The sequence below is a fragment of the Haloplanus litoreus genome (genome assembly GCF_045690335.1).
GTDB classification, from domain to species: Archaea; Halobacteriota; Halobacteria; order Halobacteriales; family Haloferacaceae; genus Haloplanus; species Haloplanus litoreus.
The window spans coordinates 2,039,055-2,063,485 of sequence record NZ_CP147874.1; the positions used below are offsets into that span (position 1 = coordinate 2,039,055).

Consider the following 24,431-nt stretch of genomic DNA (forward strand, 5'->3'; position numbering starts at 1 on the left):
AGTCTACTGGATTCTGGGTTTGCCTCGGGTGTGGCAGTATATTCGGTCGAAGCTATGGCCGAGCTATCGAACGATGGAGGAGCCACCTTGTGGATGGTTCGTAACTCCTCGGCCCACAGTGAAATCCGGGTCTGGTGAGCAACTAACAGAAATTCTGTTAGTTCCAGAGCCGCGGTCCGCCTCCTGACAAGAGATCTGCCCAACCGGACTCAACACCAGACGTACATGGGTAGATACTGTACCCGAACCACCATCTGCAGGGTGTGTCATACTGAACCCCGATTACAGTATCGTTGCGAGGTTCTGTGATTCCAGATTTCGGTGTCCGAGTTGGGTTGACTCTCCTACCCGCAGGAATTTTGTGTCCACTGGCTACACCCGATGTATGGAATCGGGGAAGAAGTCTCTCGAGGAACTCGTGACTGCAGGGTGTTCCACGTCCCTGAGTACCAGCGTTATTACTCATGGACTGAGCTGGAGTGGGATGATCTCTGGACGGACCTTTACACGCTCCCGAAAGGCAAACAGCACTACTTTGGGACGTTCATCATTCAGGAGACGAAGGACAGGAAGACTGGCGGTACTGATGGAAGCTACGGTGGGTCCTCTGAGAAGCGAATCAATCTACTGATTGACGGTCAGCAGCGGCTCACATCTCTCGCACTTCTGGTAAAGTCCATGACCGAGCAACTGGAAGTCCTCGCTCCACAGACGGACCACGAAGAGGAGATCCTCGATGACGTGGAAGAGATGCGAGAGACACTCCACGTCGAGGATAATATCTACCAACTCGAGCTTCTCGACGAGGAAGACAACGACTACCTTGAGCGAATCCTCGACGGACGCAACGTCCCCGACCCGGAGCGGCCGTCGCAGCGGAAGATGATCGATGCGAAGGAGTTCTTCGATGAACGCATCTCGGAGCTAACAGAGTCTCCAGAAGCTGTCCCTATCGAGGTTGCAAACGAACTCAAACAGCTCTGGGAGACCATCTTGGAACTCGAATTGATGGTGTATGTCGTCGATGCTGGCAGCCCAGAGAAAGCGACACTCATCTTCGACAGCGTCAACGATCGGGGGCGATCTCTCTCCACGTTCGATAAGACGAAGTCGTTCTTGATGCGCATAGCCTATCTCGCGGCAGAGGAAGAGAGCGAAGCATACAGTGCTATCCGGCAGATTCGACAGGAGTTCGGGGAGATGTATAATTACCACCAGACGATGCTGGAGTCCCCGTATGTCGGCGATATCAGCGATGACGCAGTCCAGCGATACCACTTCATCTCCTTCTTCGACTGGTCAACTTCGGAAGAGCATAGCGACCCGACCTTCCTCGATGAATTGAAATCGCACGTGCGGACGCTCCGGATGGAAGACCCGGAGGAATGCTTAGAGTACATCACCAACTACACCAGCAGCCTTGAGCGCGGGTTCAAAGCGCTGGCAGACATCCTCGACCGGACTGGCGGTGGCGGGCCCGATGACCTGATTGACCGCATTCACAAGCTCCGACACGCAACCAAGTTCTATCCCATCTTACTCAAAGCGTGGCCCAACTTTGACGACGAAGAGCGGTACGAGCTGTTGAAAGCAATTGAGACCTACATCTTCAGGGTATATTCGATTGGGAATCACCGGAGCCATACGGGGGAGTCGAGCCTCTACATCCGGGCAAGGGATCTTGACGAGGAGAGTCCTCTCGATGTTTGGGTCAGTGAGATTGCGAATATCATGAAGAGATACGAGGATGATTCACAGTTCAGACGTTCGCTGAAGTCCTCGAATCTATACTCGAAGGTTACCTCACAGGACCTCCGCTACCTCTTTTACTTCTACAACCAACATCGGGCAGCCAAGGAGAAGGAGAAGGGGAGTATTTCGCTAGCAGAGGCGATGGGGAGTGACTATACTGTCGAACACATCTGGTCCCGGACTCCCGACGAACTCCCACTCGAAGATGCTGGAGACTACCCGAGCCCAGAAGCCCGATATGAGGCGTACGTCGATCGGTTGGGGAATCTGACGTTGGCGAGCGGGTCGTGGAACTCGAGCTGGGGTAACGCTCCGTTCGAAACGAAGCGTGATGAAGGATATCCGAACTCGAAACTCTGGGTACAGTCGGATGTCGGCGAGAACTATGAGGAGTGGTCAGTCGAGAATATCGAGGACCGCGAGGAGACGCTTATCGACTTCGTGTTCGAACACTGGCCCACTCCCGAGACACGACTCGGCGGAATCGAAAATCCGACTGATGCAATTGAGGTTCTCACCCACGAGGAGCGGTACGTCCTCCGGGCACTATGCGAGAACGAGAGCGGCGCAGTGAGGCGCGTCATCCACCGGCAAGTGAGTTCATTACCTGATTCTCCATTCGAGAACCCTGAATCGGCCGGGAAAGAACGGGGCAATGTCGGCTCGATCCTTGGCCGCCTTCGCAGCGTTGGGTTGGCTGAACGGAATAAACATACATGGTACCCCAGCGAGGAAGCGATTTCAGCGAATGTGTCCCTCCCGGCGGCCTAATCCATTCCTAAAAGGCTGTTTCAGATGGTGAACTTACAGAACTTCCATTAGTTCGAGATTCCTCGGCCCGCTACAGACAAACTCCCTCCCCCCGGGGTGCTAGGAATCAAAGATTCAAGCGACGACTGACACCGCACGCAAGTACCCTCATCGGCAACGGTTGCTTGGAGGTTGGGGCGTGGCATCGTCGGTAGACTCCACCTTTCCGGCTCAGATACTCCCTATCAAATAAGTGCCACCGCTGGGTGGAGTCCTATAATGGCTCTTCGTGCAGACGGGGAAGGGGATACTCTTCCATCACTTGACGCGAGGTTTTCTCGAAAAGAGGTATCGATGGCGCTTACGATGTGTGGCCTGCTGGTAGATAAGGCTGAGCAGATTTCTCAGCTCTATACACGTCACCGCGACTGGACGGTCGTCGAAGAGAGATGGGAGACTGAACGATATGACGACCGGAGTACCCGAGACAGCTCGAAGAAGATTTATCGGGTTCTTAGCTCCCGATTCAAAACCGCTCGCTCGAACCTGCCGGCTATCACCAAACTCCCCTCAATCTTTGACCAATGTACGAACCACCGGGACAAAGCACAGGTGCTCTACTTCTATCTCCTCGAGGACGACCCGCTCGTCAAGTACACCGTCCACCAATACGCGAGCCGAATGAGGCAGACGGGTGTGGGTGGACTCGATTTCGAGCAGGAGACCGTTGAGCGCCTATTGAATGAGTTCCACTACGACGATGGGAGTGAGTTCGACTATGCCGAGTCGACTACACGACGCTGGGGAGAGGGACTCCGCTCGGTGATGCGCGAGATCGGTGTCCTCGAAACTCAGCAGGCGCTGCACGGTCAGGTGCCGAATATCGGCACCGTTCCGCTACTCGTGGCGGCAGGGTATTCGTGGGAAAATGACGGGAAAGACTGGCTGACGCTTCCCATTGGCTGGCTCTATCTCTTCCAGCCCGAGCAGTATTGGGACTCGTTGGCTGAACGCCTCTCCGACCATCCGAGCTGGGAGACCAGTGGAATCCACGGAGAGGTACGACTTCAGCCGGTGGCTGAGACTTATGGGTGGGCTGAGACGCCGGAGGACGACGAATGACTGGTGAGGACTGGTTCGCAGCCGATGTGGGTGCAGACTTCGAGGAATCGGTTCGTATCGACCGGGAAGATGACGGGAGAGACCACCGCCTCGACTCTATTGACACCTACCATGTGACGGATGAGGCTGAGGACTTTATGCACGACTTCTTCGCCCGACTGCTGGGGCGCTCTGAGGATATGCGGTCTGGGGCCAACTACTGGCTCTACGGCTACTACGGCAGCGGGAAGAGTCATCTTCTGAGTGTTCTCAGAGGGCTGATGGACAGCGAGTGGCTCCGCCAGCAGGATGATGTCTGGCTTCAACTCACGGATGGCCGTGAGCTGCCACAATTAGAGGACCCATGGAACTCCATCCACGAGGAGTACGAGGTCATCCCCGTCTCGGTGAATCTGCTGAAGTATCAGGGTCAGAAGGAACGCAGCTTCAGCGAGATCGTCCTCCGTACCGCTCACTCCTCGGAGCATCTCTCCGGTGTTGATGGAGGATTCTCTACGCAGCTTGATGTAGCGTACTTCGAGGACTGGTACCGAACCACCGATGCATGGCCGGAGCGGACGGACCGTGCTCGGGCGGCGCTCAACGAGACGGTAGGCGATCCAAGCAAGTACGACTGGGCCGACGTACAACAGTACAGCGCGCTCGCCAACGAGGTTCTCCCGACCCTCTTTGAAGAGGAGACGGGGACGGAAGATGGACTGGATGACCTGACGCCTTCGGATCTCGACCCCGAAGCGATGGTCAAGCGCCTCGAGGAACTCCGGAGTGAGCGCGAGGCAGAAGCGGCCCGGCCGGTCAAGCTTGTCCTGTTGCTCGACGAGGTGAGTCTCTTCATCGGAACGGACTTCGACCGTCTCACCGAACTCCAGACACTCGCCGAAAACGTCGATGAGGTCGGTGAGGGGAACATCCAGTTGGTGGCGACCGCACAGGCGAAAATCGAGGACGTGCAGCCGATGTTCGCTGCCCGGGGCGCGGACTTCAGTATCGTAAAGGATCGATTCCCCCACCGATTCGGACTTCCGAGTAGGCACGTCGGCGAGATTGCGACACAGCGGTTGCTGAAGAAGACTGACTCTGGCCGGACAGCGACAGAGCGCATCCTCACAGAAGCAAGCAACGAGCCGGAGACTCTCCTCGTCTACTCTGGAATCGAGCAGAACACGGAACCACCGCTCGACGATATCGACCGGAGGCATCTCCTCGACTTCTATCCGTTCCTGCCGTACCAGCCAGCGCTGTTCCTCGATATTCTTTCCCACCTTCGGCAGAAGGCGAATGACCCGGCCAAATCAATCTTCTCAGGGACTGCCCGAGCGATACTGGCGCTCGTACATGGGCTCCTGCAGGAGTGGATGAAAGAGGCCACGCACGAGGAGACACACGTCATCTCGCTGGTCGACTTCTACGACCTCATCGAGCCAGAACTTGAGGACATTACGCCTCAAGACGTAGAAGTAATCGAGGAGATTGAGGAGCAGTACGAGAGCGGAGCGTTGGAGGCCACGGATGTCGACGTGTCGAAGGCGGTTCTCCTGCTCCAGCACGTTCCGGAGACAATACCGATGACCGAACGCAATCTGGCCGTCGCTATACTGAGCGATCTCGACGGACCAACGCAGTTCCAAATGGAGAACCGCGTTGAAGAATCGCTCCAGCGTCTACGGAAATTCATCAGGCCGTCCCACGACGAAGTCGGACCGAAGTACACGTTCGCAAATCAGGAGGAACGAGAGATCTACGAGGAGGCGGAACAGAATCTCGACACGCCCGACTGGAACGCCATTATCGATGCTATCGACCAGCATCTCTGGGACGACATCGTCCGGGACCTTTCGCTGCCCAAATCGGCAGAGTACGGGGACACCGGTGAGCAGTACCCTGTCCGGTATCAGTTCATTATCGATGGAACTCCCATAGACACGGAAATCGAGGCTGATGATGCGCTTGAGGTTGCTATCGCTGTCGAGGGGCTGTCTCCAGACGCGGACGAACTGGACTACGACGACAATCCGTTAGAGTGGACCATCGGAGGAGACGGACTCAACGACCTTCGTGACACGCTCGTTGAGTGGTGGTCGCTCCGGGCCGCTGTCGGTGACCACACCCTACCACAGTCCGTAGAACGCGACCTCTCTGATCGCGCTACTAAGGCCCGCAGCAAGATTGCCGAGGCACTCAGGAGTGGTTCGTTCGCGGTCAAGGATAGGAGGGATATCCGGGGGGTGAGCACCGCCGTAGATGAGTTCATCGAGGTCTGCTACCCGGACGATTTCCATCCGGTGATGCTACAAATCGGTGAGGAACACTTGCAGGAACTCCAGAGCCTCACTGCACAAGATCCACTCCCGAGCTGGGCTCGGCAGATCGAAGTCGCTACCGAGGACCCTGAGACGCATGGTGGATCCATCCAGAACAACGTCCGTGCGTTTACGGGCCAACAGCTGAAGCAGAGCGGTGGGAGTCTCGCGATGGCTACGATTCTCGATGGAATCGTCAAGCGGAAGCCGATTTACGAAGATGCTCGCCCAGCACTGTGCGCGATTATCTGGGGGCTCTGCCGGAAAGAGGACTTCCTGCCCGTCGATGAGACGGGCGATTCGCTCGAACTCGATACCGTAATCGACCTCAGCGAACTGACTACGACGCGGCTCAAGATCACAGCAGGGAGCGGGGTGCGGGAGGCACTCGAAAAGGGTGGATACATCGATACGACCGAAACCGTCCCCGATGGAATCGTCCGGCTGCAAGAGGCGAACGATGCGCTCAGTCGTCGCCTCGACAGTTTGGCAGAAGACGTGAAGCTGGTCGCCGAGAGCGATATCGAGACCGACTCTGTCCACAGCCTACTGGAGTCGTTCATCGAGACGCTGGGGCAACGGCAGCAAGAGGCGAATGAGCGGCGAAAAGCGGTGAAATCCGGAGATACGGATTGGGAAGCTACAGTGGAAGCCACCAATTCGGCGCAGGAATGGTACGATGACGCCACAGAGGTGTGGAATCTCCGTCTGACCGCACTGGCCCAGCTGGATGCCCAGCTCGTGCTGGCGCAAGAGTCCTATGGATGGCTGACCAGTGAATGCGAAACTGCCAGCCAGACACTTCAAGAGAGCATCGAGAGCTACGACGGAGACTGGTGGACACACGACGGGTGGGACCGCTTTAACGACGCCAGAACGGTCTCACCATCCCTTGAGGGAGCCCTCGAAGAGGCATGGGCGGAGTTCGATGAGTCGGGAATTGCTGCCCTTGTAGACGAGCTCCGAGACCATTCGTGGCTGCGCCCCGCCACCGAGTTCGAATCCAATATCCGATCCGGATTCGAGGCCGAGTATCTCACGCCCCTTCGCCGGGTTACCCAGTGGTACGACAGTCTCTCCGGGGCTGTCACAACGGTCGTCGGAGGAACGACCGATTCTGAGGCGGATGATTTCATCCGAGCCACGAACACGCTGCTCGATACGGGCCCGCTGGATGCCATCGTGGGTGACGATGTCGAGACGTTGCGGGCCACGTTCGACGACCTCCGAGAGATTGTCGAAGACCGAGACCCATCTGATGTCACCGCAATCGGGGTGCTCCCGGCTGATCGTGATTCGGTCGAGACCGAACTCGAGCGGTTGGCAGAGAGACACGATCTGAGTATCGAGCGAACCGACGCGGGGGTGATCGTCCGATGAGCAAGCGCCCACTCAATGACTTTACCGAACGCCTTGCCCAGTTCGCGGATGGTCGACGTGGAATCCGGAACCCGTTCGTAATCGTGCCGGTCAAACCCAAATTCGAGCGACGTGTCGCGGACTGGGTTACCGATTGGGCCGAAGACCCTCACCAGACCGACGGCTTCCCGGACGATGGAACGATACAAGTCCTCCGTCTTGATGAGTTGTTCGTCGAGACGGACGTGTTCGAGCTCGCCGTTGACCTTGGTGCGGGCTCTGACCCGGCAGAAATCAAAGACACGCTCCAAGATAACCTCGCGGAGGAACTCGTCGAGAAGATGGTCACACAGATCGATACCCCGGATAAGCAACGGCACGTCGTGCTATTGACCCATCTCGGGAGCCTCTATCCTTTCACGAGGGCGTCAGAGCTGTTGGACGAACTCGACCGCCGCAACGTCCAGTCGACAATCGGCATCCCCTTCCCCGGTGATATCGTCGGCGGCAAGCTGAGTTTCTTCGGCGAGGAATCGCGCAACTACTACCCGGCTCATCAAATCGACGGCCGGATCGAGGGGGTGCATCTCCAATGAGCGAACCACGAATCCACGACATCTTCCAGCAGTCTCCAACTCGGGAACTCGAAGAAGTCCAGAAGGTCAACGCACGCGAACGGGCCCAGAACGACGTTCGCGAGTTCTACGAGACTGAGAGTGCTCGGAGCGTCCTGACGAGACTCGGTGACTTGGTCGATAAGTATCCCCACGAAGATCCCCGTTTTCTCTACATCTCGGCGACGTTCGGGTCCGGGAAAACGCACCTCCTGAAACTGATCGGATTCGCCGCCGACACGGAGTCGGAATTCGCGGATTTCGGCGAGGAATTGGCGAATCGATGGCCGGGGTTCCAGTCACTCCGCCAGAGCATCGCGGACTCACACGTCGATCGCCTGAAGCCAGTCTTCCTCAACCTCCTCAACCGAGACGCGTCACAGGAACCCCCGCTTCCGTATCTCATCTACGAGGCAATCGGGCGAGAGCTCGGTTACCCGACCGATCCAAACTGGCTGCTGGAGTGGGCGTGGCAACTCGACATGAACCACGGTGACTGCTGGGAGCAGTTACAGGAGATCGAACACGACGGAGAGACGTTCGACGAGGTTTACGGCGAGCGGGCGATGCTCCGCAGCTGGCTCTACGAGGTCGTACCGACCCTCGATGACTCACCGTATACCTCGTCTGCTGAGGTGAAGCAATCTATCGATGAGGCCGAAGCAGAGGTCGACCCGGACGCGTTCGACCCCTCGGAACTCGTTGAGCGCATCGAAGAGGCACAAGAGGCCTTGAGTACGCCATATACAGAGACTGAACTGCTAATCGGGCTGGACGAGGTCGCCCTGTTCATCGGTGATGGACGACACCGTTACCGCGAGTTCCAAGAGACGATGGAGGCGATGACCGATCTGGCCACCGGTCCGAACCCGCCCATCATCGGAACGGGTCAGTACCCGATTGAGCGCATCCACGGAGAGTTCGAGGAATCGGATGTGACACAGCAGCCGTGGTACGGTGCGCAGGAGCCACTCGAAGGAGCTGACACCGAGATCATCGTTCGGAAGCGCTGGTTACAGAAGGACTCGGATGGTGAGGCGACTGTCACGTCGGCACTCGACAGCGCCCCTGACCTCTCGCTCGAAACCTACTCCGACATCACCGGCGAGGCTCCTGATGTTGTCGAGTCCTATCCGTTCCGCGAGTACGACCTCTCCCTTCTGCGGACGGTCATACAGCAACTGATGCCTCGGGGCCGCGTGACCGAGGAGGAGTACGTGCAGGGCCGGGCACTACTCATCCTCGTCCGGTCGCTGTTCACGCGGTTTGAGTGGGGCGAGAAGACGGTCGGGGCGATCGTTACGTGGGACGAGCTGTTCGACCTGCTGGTCGAGGAGACGACGTGCGTGCCCCTGTGGGTACAGGAGATGGTTGACAACAAGCTCATCCCGTCTGCAGACGGTGACGGGGATGCGCTCTCGGTGCGCGTCGCGAAGGCGCTCTATCTCCTGAATCAGGTTCGGGCATCCGTTCCGTCGACACCCGAAAACCTCGCCCGACTCATGGTCGACTCGACCGATGCCTCCGTCGCGTCCGTTCAGGACGATATCGAGGCCGCGCTGGATGGACTCGTCGAGGATCGAAAGGTGTTGACGGAGACGAACGACCGTGGCGACGAGGAGTATCTGCTCGTCTCCGAAGAACAGGAGGATATCCTGACCCGGGCGAAGCGGCTCGCCGGTGAACTCCCGTCCCATCGAATCGGCGCAAAGCTGGAGACGTACCTACAGGATGGCAGTGACCTCCTCCTCGCTGACGGGAGTCGACACGACCCGGATATCGGTGGGGAGCGGAAGGTTCCGCTTCGCTTCGAGTATTCCATCCTTGACCCGATAGAGCGAGCACCGACACCCGAGTTCGACGCTATCCGGGTTCGATTGGTCGCTGACCAGCCAGATACTGTAACGGAACAGGTCGAGGCGTGGCAGTCGACCAACGAGGGGCGTGACGGCGGGGAGCACGTCCTCGTCGCGGTTGACATCCCGAAATCGACCGTCGAACGGTTAAGAGAGGTAATGGGGATGCAGGAAGTCCTCTCGAAGGAAACTGAGACGCACTCGGACTTGGAAGCCGACCACCGTGCCGAGCAACGAGCGCTCGAGTCGGCGGTTCGAGAGCAACTCGAAGATGCCGATGTCTACACTCCGACGGGGAGCACGAGAGGCCGATACGAGGACGTGTTCGAACAGGTCGTGGTCGAACAGGTGCAGTCCGCCTTCGGACAGACTCGATACGTGTTGACGAGCGGGACTCGTCAGGTCGAAGATGCCGAGCAGATGGCCCGGTTCTTCCGGGGTGTCGACGACTGGCCGCTGTCCAGCGAGGATGCCATCACGCTGGGCATCGACACTGACAACCGAGAACTCGTCGACGGCTGGTGTCGCGACTTCCTCGACCACTACGAGAACCAGAAGTCGCTCCGTGGGGAGGACCTCGTCGCACAAACGGTCCAGCGTGGCGGCAAGTACCGAGGTACCCCGTACGAGTCCATCTCGGTGTTGCTCATCACGCTCGTGACGGCGAACGAGATCGCACTACGTGAGGATGATGCATACATCACCGATCCAACTGCCATCGGTCGCGCAGTTCGAAACAAGTCCGATGTGGGCAACGTCCAGATCCGTTTTGAGTCGCTCGACGGCATCGATCCGGATCAGATTCGGACCACCGTCGAGACGATCATGGGCGAATCGCCCTCTGGGAGCGACCCGGACGCGTGGCTGTCCGAACTAGCCGACTGGGTCGACGAGAACAGTGTTCTCGTGAAACGCACCATTCGTGGAGTCAGTCGCGAGTTCGGGGAGGACGCCTCCCTTTCGGAATTGGAGTCCGCGATCGAACCTGCCCTCGGTGGCGGAGAACTCGACACGGAAGACTTCTCCACTGACGATATCGAGGCGCAAGCAGAGCGGTTCGCACGAGCCCGAGACCTGTTCCAGCAGGACGACGAGGGCTCGACACTCTGGGGACAGTTCTCCGAAGGGACGGCGGAGATGAAGCGTCTGTACATCGGCTCGGACGTTACGGGTCGGATGCAGTCGAAAGTCGGCGGCAACGAAGTCCCGGATGCGACGGAACTCCGAGAGCTGCTCGACAACGCTCGGGTCCACCGACGACAGACTGTCGAAGCACAGTACGAGCGAATCACCGGTGAAGGTCCTCCTGAAGACGATCCTGACCAGATCGCCTCGAGTCTCGTCACGTGGCTCTACGCGCACGATGGGAGCACCAAAGAGACAGCTGACCGAGTTTCGGTCGAGTTCAGCGGGGTTACGATCGATGACCTGTACGAGCTCTTCGAGACGGCATGGGACGGGGCAGATTTCTCGGAGGAAGACATCGTTGACCCCGCCGTCATCCAGCAGGCCGAGCGGTACGCTGCTGCTCGCCGCCTCCTCGAAAGCACGGAGCGTGGAGCGAGCCTCTGGGGACAGTTACAGGAGGCCTCCCGTCGGCTGGAAGAGGAGCACCCCGACCACCCGACGACCGCGGAGGTGGCGGAGACCCTTGACCGCTCGCGACCGCCAAGCGTCGAGGAGGTAGAGGAACTCCTCGAAGAGGCCGAGAACCCCTTCGAAATCGAAGAACGACTGGCGGAACTCGCTGAGGAACTCCGAGCCGAACATCCCGACCACGAGACGACGGCAGAAGTCGTGGCTGCCATCGAGGGCGGCGAGCCGCCAGAGGTCGAACGGGCTCGGGGACTGATTGAAGATGCCGAGGAGCTGCTCGAAGAGGACGACCAGTTCCGACGACTGCAGGAGATGATGGACGGACTCGACGACGAGTCGATCGTGCTCGTCGAGTCGAGCGATTAGCGCGATCCATTCGAAGACCTTCCCGAGATTGGAGCCCGATTCGGGTCTGCTCAGTTCGGTCTCCATACGCAGAACTCGTGGCCACTCGCCGCCAAACGTTTTGAGTAGCCCTTTCGAGACTACCTTCATGGTCGACATCGAATGGGCGCTCGAACAACTCGATCAGGTCTACCACTCAGAAGACCACTTCAAACTCGCCCTCGCTGCCGAACTCGCGCAGATGTACGGCGACGAACGGATTCGACTGGAGTGGAATCCAGCGACACAAGCGCAGGTCGATATAGGAATCCGCCGAGGAGGGGTCACGATTCCAGTCGAACTCAAGTACAAAACGAAGGAAGCAGAGGTCGAAAATAACGCGTTCGATGAAAGCTTCGGCCTCACTTCGGATGATGCGCAGACGAAAGTTCATTACCGCATTTTCCGGGACGTGCGACGGCTGGAGGAGGTCGTCGCAGAACAGGGGCGGTCCGGCTACTTCGTGCTGCTGACTAACGACGCTAACTACTGGTCAACGACGACACAAACCTACGACGCTCTGTACGACGATTTTCGCGTTCACGAGGGTAGAACCGTGGAGGGAACGCTTGATTGGCGGGAGGAGCGTGACTGGATTCAGAATGATGGGATGGCTCAGCCAATCCAGTTGAGCGGTCGCTACCGAATGGAGTGGTCGGAGTTCAGTTATGCGGACTCAATTCAAGTCTCGAAGAATCCCGAGTTCCGGAGCCTCGTGTTGCGAGTTGATTAGGCCCGCTCAGTCGGCATATAACAGAGTTCGCTCGTCACCTGATATTCTGAGTATAAATCTTATGATGCTCCCGAATGTCGGCGAACAGTATGCGAGATAGGAAAGATAACATATTCTATTTCGAGTCTGGGACAGACGCAAATCCGCTGGAAAAGAACACCGTTCACGGATTCATAAAGACTCTCTCTGACACGGAAAATATTCTGACCGATGACTTGTTCGCGCTTTGTACGGGACAAAATAACCGTGCTGTTGAATCGTATGACTACCGAACTGAACTTTCAGCGGATGATGCCTCTCCGACCGATGGTGAGGAGCGTATTCTAATCGGTTTATCGAGAACCGGGGGCGTGAGAGATGGCGGTGGGACAGGGGACACCAGTCAAATCGATTCTCGAATCCGGGCTAAGAACAGTGCCGGCGAACCCATCCGTTCACTATTCATCGAGGCCAAAGCTGCCAAAGCTGACCTCAGAAGGAGGCAACTTGAGGACTATGCAGAGGCATTTGACATTACGGCGAGGAGTACGGAGTCACCGTGGAAGACAATCCAGTGGGCAGACATTTACCGTATTTTCGAGGACGCCCGAGCGGAGGTTCCGGATACAGAGATTCCTTCTCGAGACGACTATCTACTCGAAGAAATCAACCGTCGGCTACTACAGAAAGGGATGGTTCGCGGGACGCTAGGGGTAAGCCGAACTGGAGGAGAGGATGGCAATAAATATCGAAAGCGACTGCTTGTCGGCCCTCGCGAGCCAGATTCCGACCCCGTGCTTACCTTCTGGGCGTTCTCTCGTCGGGACGATCGCCCCGACCAGTCGTCCTCGATGGAAGTTCCACAGGAGACCTTCCGAGACCTGTTCGGCGATCTCGACCTACAGACTCGTCGGGCAGTATTCCTTGATGGAGAGTTAGCCACACTTCGAGAGTGGACGGTTGAGAACACCGATGTATCCGAGTCGGACTACGAGTCCGACACCGGCCGAGCATTCGTCCGGGCAGAAAGAGAGGGATATGACGACCCTGCTGGAGTGATGCTTCGGTTCTCCAACGACGATTTGTTCAAAATCAACTCCTACAACGTCAATTCGAGTCGAGGGTGGGTACGCCATCCACCGATTCTCGCCGAACATGAGTGGAGAAATGTGTTTCAACAGATGACCGAGAAGCTATCCGATGAGCAACAGCGGCGCTTCGTGGAAGACTTCGACTTCGGGGCACTCTGGGATGCCTATCTGAAACGCTCTGGGTGAGTGACTCAGAAAGTGGGGGTGTCGCCTTCCTTGTCTTCTGTTCGAATAGATGGTATGGACAATCTTCAAGACACCTCCGCGGTTCTGAAGGAAACATCGCTGACTCTCATATGGACAAGAATTCTGCGGCACCTCGGAAGGCACAACTCGACAAGGAGGAGCGCGAGCATCTCGAAGATGTCGTCACCGAGATGCGCGACCGGGTGGAGGCAAACGTCCGCTATCAGCTCGAAGAGTGCGATCTCGAAGCTCGCCCGGACGACGACGCGTCTCTAAGCGACGAGGAGGAAGACCTCGTCGAGGCAATCGAACTCGAAGCGGTCGATGGCAACGAGTGGGAGGACGGCTACGAGCAGTACATCACGGGCGTCGGCTACACCATCGTCAATCGGCTGGCCGCGCTCCGCTGCATGGAGGTGCGGGACTTCGTCGACGAGGAGGTCACGGTGTTCCGCGAGGATGGACTCACGCCAGCAGCCGACCGGCTGGTCAACGAGGAGTTCATGCTCGAAGAGGAGGCCGTCCTCGAAGCCTACCGGAACGCGTGCGACGACCTCGCCGAGGAGATCGAGATTCTCTTCGACCGCTCCACGGCCTACAGCCTGCTTGACCCCGATGACGACACCTACGAAGACCTCTGTGGGATGCTCGACGAGGTGCCCGATGAGGTCTGGCGGGCCGACGACGTGCTGGGCTGGGTCTACGAATACTACAACGTCAAGCTCCTCGATAATCTCCGAGACAAAGCACGGACGGAAGAGTTCGAACCGCATGAGGTTACCACTGCCAATCAATTTTATACACCGCATTGGGTGGTTCGAATGCTCACAGACAATTCTCTTGGCAAACTGTATCTTGAAGAAACCGGTGAACTACAAGAAGTAGTCACAGAACAGGAATCTTTGTCGCCCGGTGAGCGCAAGAACCGACCCCTCTCACCAGATGAGTCCCCTTCTCTTTCCGATTTTTGCACCTATCTTGTTCCTTCTGAGGACAAGGGACAACCACCAGAATTCGACGGCCCCGAAGACATCCGTGTTATTGATCCTGCTTGCGGGAGTGGCCATTTCCTGCTGTACGCATTTGACGTGCTAGAGCGGATTTGGCGAAACGAGACTGATGTTGATTATGCAGAAATTCCTCGAAGAATTCTCCGGAATAACCTCTATGGTATCGATCTTGATATGCGAGCTTGCCAACTCGCCGCATTCAATCTATACCTCAAAGGCCGAACGCGCGCCGAAGCCGAGGGGGCCGAGGAATTTGATATTCCTGATCTCGGAATCGTCTGTGCTGATGCAAATGTAGCGGATATTGAGGGGGCTGAAGCGGTGTTTGATGAAGTTGCTGATGGAAAGTCGGAGGTTGAGAGCGCACTCCGTCAAATTCTGGATGCTTTCGAAGAGGTCCACGGACTTGGGAGTCTGCTTGACGTGCAGGGAACTCTTGGCGACCTCTTTGAAGATAATGTTGACAAAGATAGTGTACAGATTACACTAGAAGACGACCCGAATGAAAATCACACTCTTGGACAGATACTTCACAGTCTGCGAGAAGCGGTTAATGAACACCGTAATGGAGACTCCTTCTTGGCACAGGATTTACGAAGTTTCATTCATCTGCTAGATATCCTTGCACAAGATTATGACGTTGTGTTGATGAATCCACCATACGGTTCTCGAAATCGTATGCCAGACTCTGTCCAACGATATGTTGAATCCCACTACAACTACACGCCGGAATTCTATATCAACTTCTTCGAAGTTGGAGACCGCATATCGAAGCAGAACGGACGGGTGGGAATGCTTGTTCCCCGCACATTCATGTTTAAGAACCGATTCGAAGAATTCAGAATCGATTTCATCGGGGAACAGAGTAGCTTTGATTTTATAGCTGAGTACGGAATTGGAGTGCTTGACAACGCTACTGTTCGAACTGCGGGTACTGTTGTAAGGTCTGGTGTACAACAAAAACCGACCGGCGATTTCATTCGTTTGCATGATATTGGAACACGAAATAAGGAGAGCAAGTTCACCAACATTTTGTCAAAATCAGATGATGGTGTCAAGAGATTCTTTTCAGTTGATCTATCTGTTTTCTCCGAAGTTCCGGGGACTACCTTGTGCTATTCAACCCCACGACAAGTCCGAGAGTTGCATAGTTCTGACTTGAAGTTAGACGCCGAACAAGCGGGTGTTGAAGGGGACTCCGTCGGGCTCGCTCGGCAGGGGGTAGCTACCGCTAATAACAATCGTTTCGTTCGGCTATGTTGGGAAATCACCGATAATGAGGTATTCAAGCCGATCGCCAGCGGTGGAGCAGATGCATGGCTCGTTCCGCATGTCCCCGAACAGGTAGAGTGGGGAGAGGATGGGAAAGCAATCAAGAGATACAGTCCTACGGTTCGAACTCCAAATGAAGAACTCTACGGAAAGAGTGGGTTAACGTGGACGCGAATCAAAGAAACTGGAAGAAGATTCGGATATTACCCGAAAAACGGATTGTTCAGCGATACAGGATATCTCTTTGTTCCTCATAAGGAAGATTCCTTGTGGACTATGTTGGCGGCATTTAATTCCAAGCTATATAATGCGCTTTTCTTGTCTCTCACTATTGAAAGAGAATGGAATGCTGGCGAGGTTGGAGGCATGCCATGGTTTGAAAGTTTGAGTCAAGAGGAACGACTTGCTGAGATTGCTAGAGAACAATTCCGGGTCAAGATTAAAAACCGATTGAGTAATCCCACAAGCCCATTCTACGTGGGACCTGTCCTTCTTCCGACGGAAGAAAGATCTGGATTCTTTTACAACCACCCTCATACGGATGAGGTCTCCTATTGGGTCGATTTAACCGAAGATGTTCATTCCGGTAAGCAATCGATCGAAATACTCGCAATCAAATCCGAGAAGAAGAGAATCAACCGACAATCCAAGCTCGAACAACTTGCAGATGAGATTGACCAGACGCTATATGATACTGTAAATATCCCTGACGAGGCGCAGAAAGATATTAACGACGAAATTGCACTACGAACTGTTCATGATCCCAGAGATAGGGAAGAATTCAAGCAAGATTCTGTCTCGGAGGAGTCGGTAAACGTAGTGAAGTTAGTTAAGAACCTTGTCCACCACTTCGCGATGGAGGCCGTCCGCGAGGAGTCGGACGGCATCATCCCCCTCGAAGGCACGGACGAGCAGGCCGACATGCTCGACCGCATCGTCAAGCGGTTCGAGGACGCGTACGGCGAGTACGCAGAAGACCGTCTCGTCGAGGTCGACGACATCCTCGGGGCCGAGTCCGCCGCCGACGAGGCGTACCCCAACCTCCGGTCGTTCATCGAGGACGACCTCTTCGCCTACCACGTCGACACGATGGAGAACACGCCCATCGTCTGGAAGCTCAGCACGGCGCGGCTCCTCGCCGACGCGAAAGGCGAGGGCTTCGCGTGCTTCGTGGACTACCATCAGCTCGACGCCAGCCTCTTCGACCGCCTGAGCAACCAGTACCTCGAACCGCGGAAGGCCGAACTCCGCGAGCGCCGGTCGGCGGCCAACCAGCGTCGGAACGACGACTCGCTCTCCTCGACCGAACGTGCCGACGCGACCGACGAGTTTGAGTTCTGTTCGAGCGCCCTCGAACAGATTGCCGAGTTCGAGGAGGTGATGCAGGAACTCGGCTCCACGAGTGAGCGCGACTTCGACGATGACGACCGCGAACGCGTTGACGAACTCGCTCCGAAGGTGGCCGCCTTCCGCGAGGAAACAGCCGAGCGCATCGAGACGATGGCGGAGCTCCGAGAGCGCAACGGCGAGGAGTGGTTCCAAGACACCTTCTCGGACAGCTTTTGGGAGAAGGTCGAGGAGTGGCGCGACGAGTGGCTGGACGCGCTCGACGAGCTGGAAAACGCCTGCGAGGTGTACGCCAAGCCGACGGACGAACCCGTGGAGGCACACCTCGCCGACCTATTCGATTACTTCAACTGGCGGCTCAAGGGCTCGGATCACTACTCCAGCACGGGCATCCTCTTCATGACCTACTACTTCGACAGCGCCGGTGCGGAGATGCTTGACGAGGACGGCGAGCCCTTCGACAACCTGACCGAGGACGAACGGATGCTCGCCTCGCTCGCGACGGGGCTGGAAGACGCGTCCATCGTCGACGAGGAGTACCTCGAAGGGATTGCGGACGACGAGGATATCGACGACGTTGACGACCTCCCACCGCTAGCGGAGTTCAAGGCGCTGGCCGAGGAGATTGACGACCGCTGCCAGACGGTGTACAAGCAGATCCCCTCGGACTGGAGCGACCGGGCGCTCTCGGAAGTGACGACTGCTGGCTACCAGCCGAACCACAAGCATGGCGTCGTGATCAATATCACTCCCCTTGCGGAGCAGAGCGTCGTTCCGGAGATTGTCGAGAACAAGGTACTCTAACCAGTATCCGAAGGGAATCAATAGTCATCTAATCTCGGATTCATCTATTCAGTCTCTCCCACGCGACACATACTCTAATTAATGATGAGTCAGAGGAACAGCATATGTCCGAGGGAGAGGATACATCCGAGTTCCAGACTGCAGATGTTGAGGCACGGATTGCCGGGGAGTTCATGCGGCAATTACAGAAATCTGACGTGGATTTCCAACTGATTGAAATAATGGAAGGGCAACTCGATAAAGACGATTTCGGCGGGGGCGACGAAATTGCCGAACTGATCGAGGAAGAAGCTCTCGCAAATGAGGATTGAGAGTCTGACGATCTCGAACTTCCGAGGTATCAACGGAGCATTTGAGTTGGAGCCAGAGAACGATAATCTGGTTCTAGTCGGCCCAAACGGATCGGGTAAGAGTTCGGTAATCGCTGCCGTCGATTTCCTCTTAACCGGCTCGATTCAGGCCCTTTCTGGGGAGGGAACGCAGTCGATAACGGAGCGTCGACACGGTCCCCATGTGGACGCAGCCCCGGAGGAGTCGTGGGTAGAGGCTGACTTCTCGGTCTCGGGGGAGACACTCACGATTCGTCGAACAGTCAACGATCGGGACGATCCCGACATTGATGGACCGGACGAGTCAACGACAGATCGATTTAAATCGACAGTCAAAGCTGCCGAACGGGGGCTCCATCTTCTCTCACGAGACGAGCTTCTTGACTTCATTACTGCCAAAGGAAGTACACGTTCTGAACGAATCAGGACACTTCTCAATTTGCAACACGTCCGAGATCGTCGTTTGGCGCTGGACAACGCTGCAGAGAATCTAGACGAGGAAGCGGAGCGAATAGAACGCGAGGCACGCAGCCGACGTTCAGACCTCCATAACATACTGGGAAAGGATTCCGAGGACGAGGAGCGTACCGTACTTCAGATCGTAAATTCACTCCGAGCGGAACTGGGAGGTGGCGAATTGGCAAGTCTAGACGAGGAATCGTTCACGTCGAATATTGAGTCTCCGTCGCGCCGAGTCGTCGCATCCTCCCTTCTTCGTTCGGATGGGAGACAACGACTCAACCAGCTACAGGAATGGTTGAGCGACGACGTTGAGGAGTTCTTGACGGCGGACGAGGAGTACGTTGAAGCATGGGAAGAGATCGATGCCGATGAAGAGTCAAGGCGAGCATTAGAGCGAAGACAGCTGATTGAGCAGGGAATTGAGGCGATTGATCCCGATGCCGGGCGATGTCCGCTGTGCCTTGAACCGTGGGAACCGGATCGGCTCGAAGAACACCTTGAAGACCGCTTACAACAGGCATCTGAACTCCAAGAAACACTAGATCAACTTGGTGACCGACGAGATGAGGCTCAGCAGATGCTTACCGACGTTCGTATCACCGCGGATTCACTCCGGGACATCGTTCGAGGGATCGATCGGTTCGACGAGTCAAGCTTGGACGACTTTCTCGATACTGTTGAGGGATGGGAAGAACAGTATAGTGGTGATCCTCTCTCCACCCCGCCGAAGAATGACCTCTCAACAAGTGAGAAGAGAAGTCTCCTGCGTCCAGATGATCTAGAAGCCCTTCTCGACAGACTGAGTTCCCACGTCGAAGACGGACCGCAACTCGATCAGCTCGACGAGACGTGGCAGACACTCAATGCAGCGAATAGACGCTATAATGAGATGATCGACCGAAGTCGCAAGGCTGCAGAGTACCGTAGGATTGCCGACGATATGTCGACCGTACATCAGACGTTCCTTGATGCAAGGGATGCGATTCTAGAAGAGATCTACTCACAAATTGAGGATCGATTCGAACACTACTACACCACGATGCACGGTGATGAGTCCGATCTCAGTGTGGGGTTGAATCCGACTGAGACCGGCCTCGATATTGAGGTTGACTTCTACGAGCGTGGTCAGTACCCCCCACATGCTCTCCATAGCGAAGGGCATCAAGACAGTATGGGAATCTGTCTATACTTCGCCCTCGCCGATTGGCTACAGGAACAAGAAGAACTGCCGATAATGATGCTTGACGACGTTGTAATGTCTATTGATGCAGAGCATCGTCGTCCGCTGGCAGACTTAATGGGCTCGGAACTCACAGAGGATTACCAGCTCATAGTTGCAACTCACGACGACCTCTGGCATCGCCACCTCCGATCCTCTGGGGTAGTGAGTTCCAGTAATGCGATTCAACTCTCTGGTTGGGATATCGAAGAAGGTCCTCAGACGCATGGACGGCCAGAGATGGAGTGGGATACCATCGAGAGTGAATTGGAAAATGGAAATACTTCGATTGCGGCTCATCAGACCCGTCGAATGGCAGAGTGGTACCTCCGCGAGGCCTGTGACCGATTGAACGCGAAAGTACCGTTCAAATCGAATAGTAGGTGGACGTTAGGAGACTTCCAAAGTGGGGCAATCTCAAGATACAAGGAATTACTTCGGGCTTCGAAAGCTGCAGAACAGTCATGGGGAGGGGATACTTCGCACATTTCGGAACTGGAAGATGAAGCGACAGAGGTGGTTGACCGAATATACGAGTACGGTGGCGCAATCAATCCCAACGTCCACTATAACGAAGATGAGAGCACGTTTGCAAGTTGCACCCCAAAAGAACTGCAACCGGCTGTAGATGCCTACCGGGACTTCTACGAACTGCTCTGGTGTGATGAGTGTGGTGCCTGTGTCTATATCAGTATGGATGGACAGCAGGAAGATAGCCTTCGGTGCAACTGTGGACAACTCGATTTGAATCTGCGGAAATCATCATAGAAATGCAAGCAACCCAATCCCTCCCAGAAGCCGCGAAAGATACAATCCGCCGTCAGTTCGACCGAGCCGAATCAGACGCCCCGATCATCCTCTGGTGGGACGACGGCAACTATCTCAAGGACATCATCCAACAGGCCTGTACTGAACTCAACGTTCACCTGAAGGTCGCCGAAGAAACCCCACTGGAGCTCAGAGCGAACCCCGTCGATGGCAAACAGGTCTGGTACGTGCCCCACGTCAAGGAACCCGAAGACCGCGATGGCGACTATGACTGGTTCCGTGACGTAGAGCACACAGGAAGTGAGGTGGAACTGAGTATCGAGGATCTCACTGTCCGTGTTTTCGGGAGCGAGCAACTCCAAGCATGGGAACTAAAGAACGCGACGCGGACGGACGACCCCGCGAAGCGACGGGAAGTTGCTCGGATTCTCCACGACAAACTCACGGGCACGCACCTGCCGACACTCGAACAACTCCGGACACAGATCGTCACCGGCGGCTACACCGATCCCGTGGCTTTCGTGCTGGAGAACGGCTGGGGAGACATCGACGATGATTCCGAGACTATCGACCAGATGAAGGACCTGCTGTCCGGGGAAGGTATCGATGCAGTTGCCAGTGAATCCGACCCAGTGGGCATCGTCACCGCGACGCGCCGATGGGCTGTTGCGGAGTGGCTGATTCACGCTGGTGCTGATGCTGACGCCTTCCCACCCGAGTTCCGAGCAGAGACCGCTGGCCCCCACGACCTGCCGGAGCTCAAATCCGTCCTGAACAACACGGGCTCACAGGGCGTCATCGCCGACCGCTATCTCGGTGAGTCGATGTGGCCCGAGGTTGTCCAAGGGGTGGATGACCCGTGGGAACTGTCGAAGTGTATCGTCGACGCTGCGCTCGAACATCGTCTCTGGGGGGAATGGCACGTCTCCTTCGATAGTGGGGATTACGAGACGTGCCTCGACCGGGCGACCGAACGCTACAAAGCCCTCCGAGGGAGCGAGGGCTACCACGGCAAGTACCGGGGCGCATACGGCCCGGACAGCCCGTGGACGGAGACGTGGGCGCAGGCCGCCGAGGTCGCGCGGCTCGCGCATCGACTGGACACGTGGAAGGACCGGACGACCGACGATGTCGTCTCACTCTATGCTGACGAGGACGAGGGAACGTGGCAGATCGACAACGCCGTTCTCAAGCTCGTCGTCTCCGGCGAACCAGAGACGAAGCTCTCCGGGGAACATCCCGCGACCGAGACTCTCGGTGACCTACGGATGGAGCTACAGTCGAAGTACGTCGATTACCTCGAAGACCTCGGTGACCTCGTCACCGAGACGGTTGAGGCTGGCGCTCCGTTCGTCGAGGAGGACCATGCCTACCAGTTCTTCAACAAGGAGTCTGCGGGGCTCGAGAGCGGCCAGACTGTGGCGCTGTTCGTCATCGATGCTCTGCGCCTCGACCTCGCTCGACACCTCGCAGAGGAACTTCGAGAGTACGTCGCTACTCTCCCCGCCGACGCTCCGGAGTTCGCCGTCGAGGAGAGTGTCTGGCTCGGGACGCTCCCCTCCGAGACGGAGTTCGGGAAAGCCGCGCTCACGCCGGGCGAGGTGAGTATGTTCGATATCTCGCTGGTCGAGGGCGACCTGCAGCCACTCCGGAACAATCGCCACGTCACGACCAATCGCCGCAATTCGCTGCTCGAGAGCGATGGATGGACCGTCACTCGCGAGGAGGACGACGGATGGCGGTCGACACGTGTCGCCTACTTCAAGAACGACCTCGACAACATCGGGGAGAAGGAACTCAGCGACCTCGAAGAGATGCTCTCTCGCCGTGTTGAGTCCCTCGCCAAGTTCATCGGCGAGAAAATCCAGCAGGGAGAGTGGGATCAGGCGTACATCCTGACCGACCACGGATTCGTTCTCCTCCCACACCACGTCACGCCGGAGAAGATTTCACGACCCGACGTGTCCACGGACTCCGGGCGACGCTGGGTTGCTGGAGAGGACGTGGACGAGGATGCGCCCGGCGTGCTGCTCGATTCCAGCGCGCGGCTGGGCTATCTGGACGCGAATGTGAGCGTCCTCACGAGCCCTCTCAAGCGATTCAGTAAACAGGGGATGGGCGACGCCCGATTCTACCACGGCGGGCTGCTACCGCAGGAGTTCGTCCTCGACTTCATCAGTATCACGCAGGGCTGAACACGGAAATAGAGATCTCATAGAATGTCATCGCAGGAGATAGATGCGGCAACGGCAGAAATCCGGGACCATATCGACGGCTTCCTCGACACCTTGGAGGTCCGGATGGAGGAACCTCGGTTCGACGAGGTCATCGAGGGAAGCGAACCACTCGACAGCAAGAACTTGAGCCAACGGCGGGAGCGGTGTGTCGAAGATGCCCTCATCTGGCCGATACTGGAGATACTCGGCTTCGACTGTACTCCACGTCCCTACTATCCCTCCGGGGACGAGAACGAATGCCCTGACTTTCGGGTGGAGAATCTCGCCGACCGGGTCATCGGAGAGAACAAGTCGATAAACCAGTTCGGCGAGGCGAAAAATGATCTTCGAACATATCTCGATTCTCAGCGGTACGAGTACGGCATCGGGACTGATGGGTTCCGGTGGGCAGTCTACGAGGTCGAGGCCGATGAGAGAGGTCGCGCCACTACTGTAGATGTGGTCGCAGAGCAGAACATCAAACCCGTAGTGCGGCGACTTGCACGGGAACGCGGGTTGGTCAGTTACACCGAGGAACTCCAGTCGGAGAGCACGGTTGAAGGCGTGTTGGGGCGCTTCTATCAGGTGTTCAATCACTACTGTGTCAGACGCGCAATCGGTGGACTCGACGAATTCTATGATCTGTATGTAGAGGTTCTCGCTGCAGATGGGGAGTACCAGACCATCGAGTCCGACATCATGTCGATGTTGGAAGCACCCGATGATGCCACGCGGAGCGAGGAGTTGGCGTTCGGAGCTCTCTTCCTCGATCGGATGGCGTTCCTCAAACTGCTCGACGACCGTGGTGTCATCGAAAGTATTTCGCTGCGTAAGGAGTGGGAAGAGCACAATCGAGGCCTCAACCGATTCCGAGGGAGCTTCTACTCAACGTTCCTGCAGCCGTTGTTCTACGATTCGCTATCTGCCCATCCTAAGCAACGTGATGACGAGCTCCAAGGGTCGCTGCAGGAGATGCCCTTCCTTTCGGGAGGATTGTTCGAACGACTTCTTCCGAACGAACTGGCTTACGACCTCCCGGACGAGGCGGTAAAGACGGTGCTCTCCCGATTCGTCGAAGGCGAGGGACGGACGCTGATTAACGAGGCTGCGAATGGGTCACTGCTTGAAACCTACACTGAAGAGTACGAAAACCGGGAACTAGCCGGGGAGTTCCCCCAGCACTATTCAGCCATCGTAGGCGCGTACCACGACGAAATCCAATTCGTCGAATCAGAGATAGAGAGGACGCTCCGCTCTTTCGAGGGATGACTCAGTACCCTCC

Annotated in this window: 12 protein-coding genes; all 12 read left to right on the forward strand. The window is 56.6% G+C overall.

Annotated elements, in window-relative coordinates; translation table 11 throughout:
* Nucleotides 1-381 precede the first annotated feature (381 nt).
* Complete coding sequence (locus V8686_RS11035; protein WP_379704124.1) at nt 382-2,523, forward strand: DUF262 domain-containing protein; 2,142 nt, start codon at nt 382-384, stop codon at nt 2,521-2,523.
* Nucleotides 2,524-2,781: 258 nt separating this feature from the next.
* On the forward strand, nt 2,782-3,624 hold the full coding sequence (locus V8686_RS11040; RefSeq protein ID WP_379704126.1) for a hypothetical protein: 843 nt from the start codon (nt 2,782-2,784) through the stop codon (nt 3,622-3,624).
* The gene (locus tag V8686_RS11045; RefSeq protein ID WP_379704128.1) at nt 3,621-7,304 is read left to right on the forward strand and encodes a hypothetical protein; all 3,684 of its coding nucleotides are present in this window, start codon (nt 3,621-3,623) and stop codon (nt 7,302-7,304) included. The genes V8686_RS11040 and V8686_RS11045 overlap by 4 nt, the downstream gene beginning before the upstream one ends.
* On the forward strand, nt 7,301-7,879 hold the full coding sequence (locus tag V8686_RS11050) for a BREX protein BrxB domain-containing protein (protein WP_379704130.1): 579 nt from the start codon (nt 7,301-7,303) through the stop codon (nt 7,877-7,879). Before V8686_RS11045 ends, V8686_RS11050 begins: the two co-directional genes overlap by 4 nt.
* On the forward strand, nt 7,876-11,715 hold the full coding sequence (locus V8686_RS11055) for a hypothetical protein (protein WP_379704132.1): 3,840 nt from the start codon (nt 7,876-7,878) through the stop codon (nt 11,713-11,715). Before V8686_RS11050 ends, V8686_RS11055 begins: the two co-directional genes overlap by 4 nt.
* A gap of 127 nt (nt 11,716-11,842) precedes the next feature.
* Nucleotides 11,843-12,466 carry a hypothetical protein gene (locus tag V8686_RS11060; protein WP_379704134.1) on the forward strand — a complete coding sequence of 208 codons (624 nt, stop codon included), beginning with the start codon at nt 11,843-11,845 and terminating at the stop codon, nt 12,464-12,466.
* 89 nt (nt 12,467-12,555) lie between these two features.
* Entirely contained in the window at nt 12,556-13,722 is a 1,167-nt protein-coding gene (locus V8686_RS11065; RefSeq protein ID WP_379704135.1) for a hypothetical protein, read from the forward strand.
* 110 nt (nt 13,723-13,832) lie between these two features.
* Nucleotides 13,833-18,155: a BREX-5 system adenine-specific DNA-methyltransferase PglX gene (gene pglX, locus V8686_RS11070; protein ID WP_379704136.1), complete on the forward strand. Its 4,323-nt coding sequence runs from the start codon at nt 13,833-13,835 to the stop codon at nt 18,153-18,155.
* A gap of 104 nt (nt 18,156-18,259) precedes the next feature.
* A complete protein-coding gene (locus tag V8686_RS11075; protein WP_379704138.1) occupies nt 18,260-18,466 on the forward strand; it encodes a hypothetical protein in 207 nt (68 codons plus the stop codon).
* Nucleotides 18,456-20,933 (forward strand): AAA family ATPase, encoded by a 2,478-nt coding sequence (locus V8686_RS11080; protein ID WP_379704139.1) that lies wholly within the window; start codon nt 18,456-18,458, stop codon nt 20,931-20,933. The genes V8686_RS11075 and V8686_RS11080 overlap by 11 nt, the downstream gene beginning before the upstream one ends.
* A gap of 2 nt (nt 20,934-20,935) precedes the next feature.
* A complete protein-coding gene (gene pglZ, locus V8686_RS11085; RefSeq protein ID WP_379704141.1) occupies nt 20,936-23,128 on the forward strand; it encodes a BREX-5 system phosphatase PglZ in 2,193 nt (730 codons plus the stop codon).
* Between the two features lie 24 nt (nt 23,129-23,152).
* The gene (locus V8686_RS11090) at nt 23,153-24,418 is read left to right on the forward strand and encodes a hypothetical protein (protein WP_379704143.1); all 1,266 of its coding nucleotides are present in this window, start codon (nt 23,153-23,155) and stop codon (nt 24,416-24,418) included.
* Nucleotides 24,419-24,431 lie beyond the last annotated feature (13 nt).

Bases quoted from the DNA above. Each gene is read 5' to 3' on its own strand.
- V8686_RS11050 (WP_379704130.1), top strand. From the start codon at position 7,301: ATGAGCAAGCGCCCACTCAATGACTTTACCGAACGCCTTGCCCAGTTC.
- V8686_RS11075 (WP_379704138.1), top strand. From the start codon at position 18,260: ATGTCCGAGGGAGAGGATACATCCGAGTTCCAGACTGCAGATGTTGAG.
- V8686_RS11045 (WP_379704128.1), top strand. From the start codon at position 3,621: ATGACTGGTGAGGACTGGTTCGCAGCCGATGTGGGTGCAGACTTCGAG.
- V8686_RS11035 (WP_379704124.1), top strand. From the start codon at position 382: ATGTATGGAATCGGGGAAGAAGTCTCTCGAGGAACTCGTGACTGCAGG.
- V8686_RS11090 (WP_379704143.1), top strand. From the start codon at position 23,153: ATGTCATCGCAGGAGATAGATGCGGCAACGGCAGAAATCCGGGACCAT.
- V8686_RS11055 (WP_379704132.1), top strand. From the start codon at position 7,876: ATGAGCGAACCACGAATCCACGACATCTTCCAGCAGTCTCCAACTCGG.
- pglZ (WP_379704141.1), top strand. From the start codon at position 20,936: ATGCAAGCAACCCAATCCCTCCCAGAAGCCGCGAAAGATACAATCCGC.
- V8686_RS11065 (WP_379704135.1), top strand. From the start codon at position 12,556: ATGCGAGATAGGAAAGATAACATATTCTATTTCGAGTCTGGGACAGAC.
- V8686_RS11080 (WP_379704139.1), top strand. From the start codon at position 18,456: ATGAGGATTGAGAGTCTGACGATCTCGAACTTCCGAGGTATCAACGGA.
- pglX (WP_379704136.1), top strand. From the start codon at position 13,833: ATGGACAAGAATTCTGCGGCACCTCGGAAGGCACAACTCGACAAGGAG.
- V8686_RS11040 (WP_379704126.1), top strand. From the start codon at position 2,782: ATGGCTCTTCGTGCAGACGGGGAAGGGGATACTCTTCCATCACTTGAC.
- V8686_RS11060 (WP_379704134.1), top strand. From the start codon at position 11,843: ATGGTCGACATCGAATGGGCGCTCGAACAACTCGATCAGGTCTACCAC.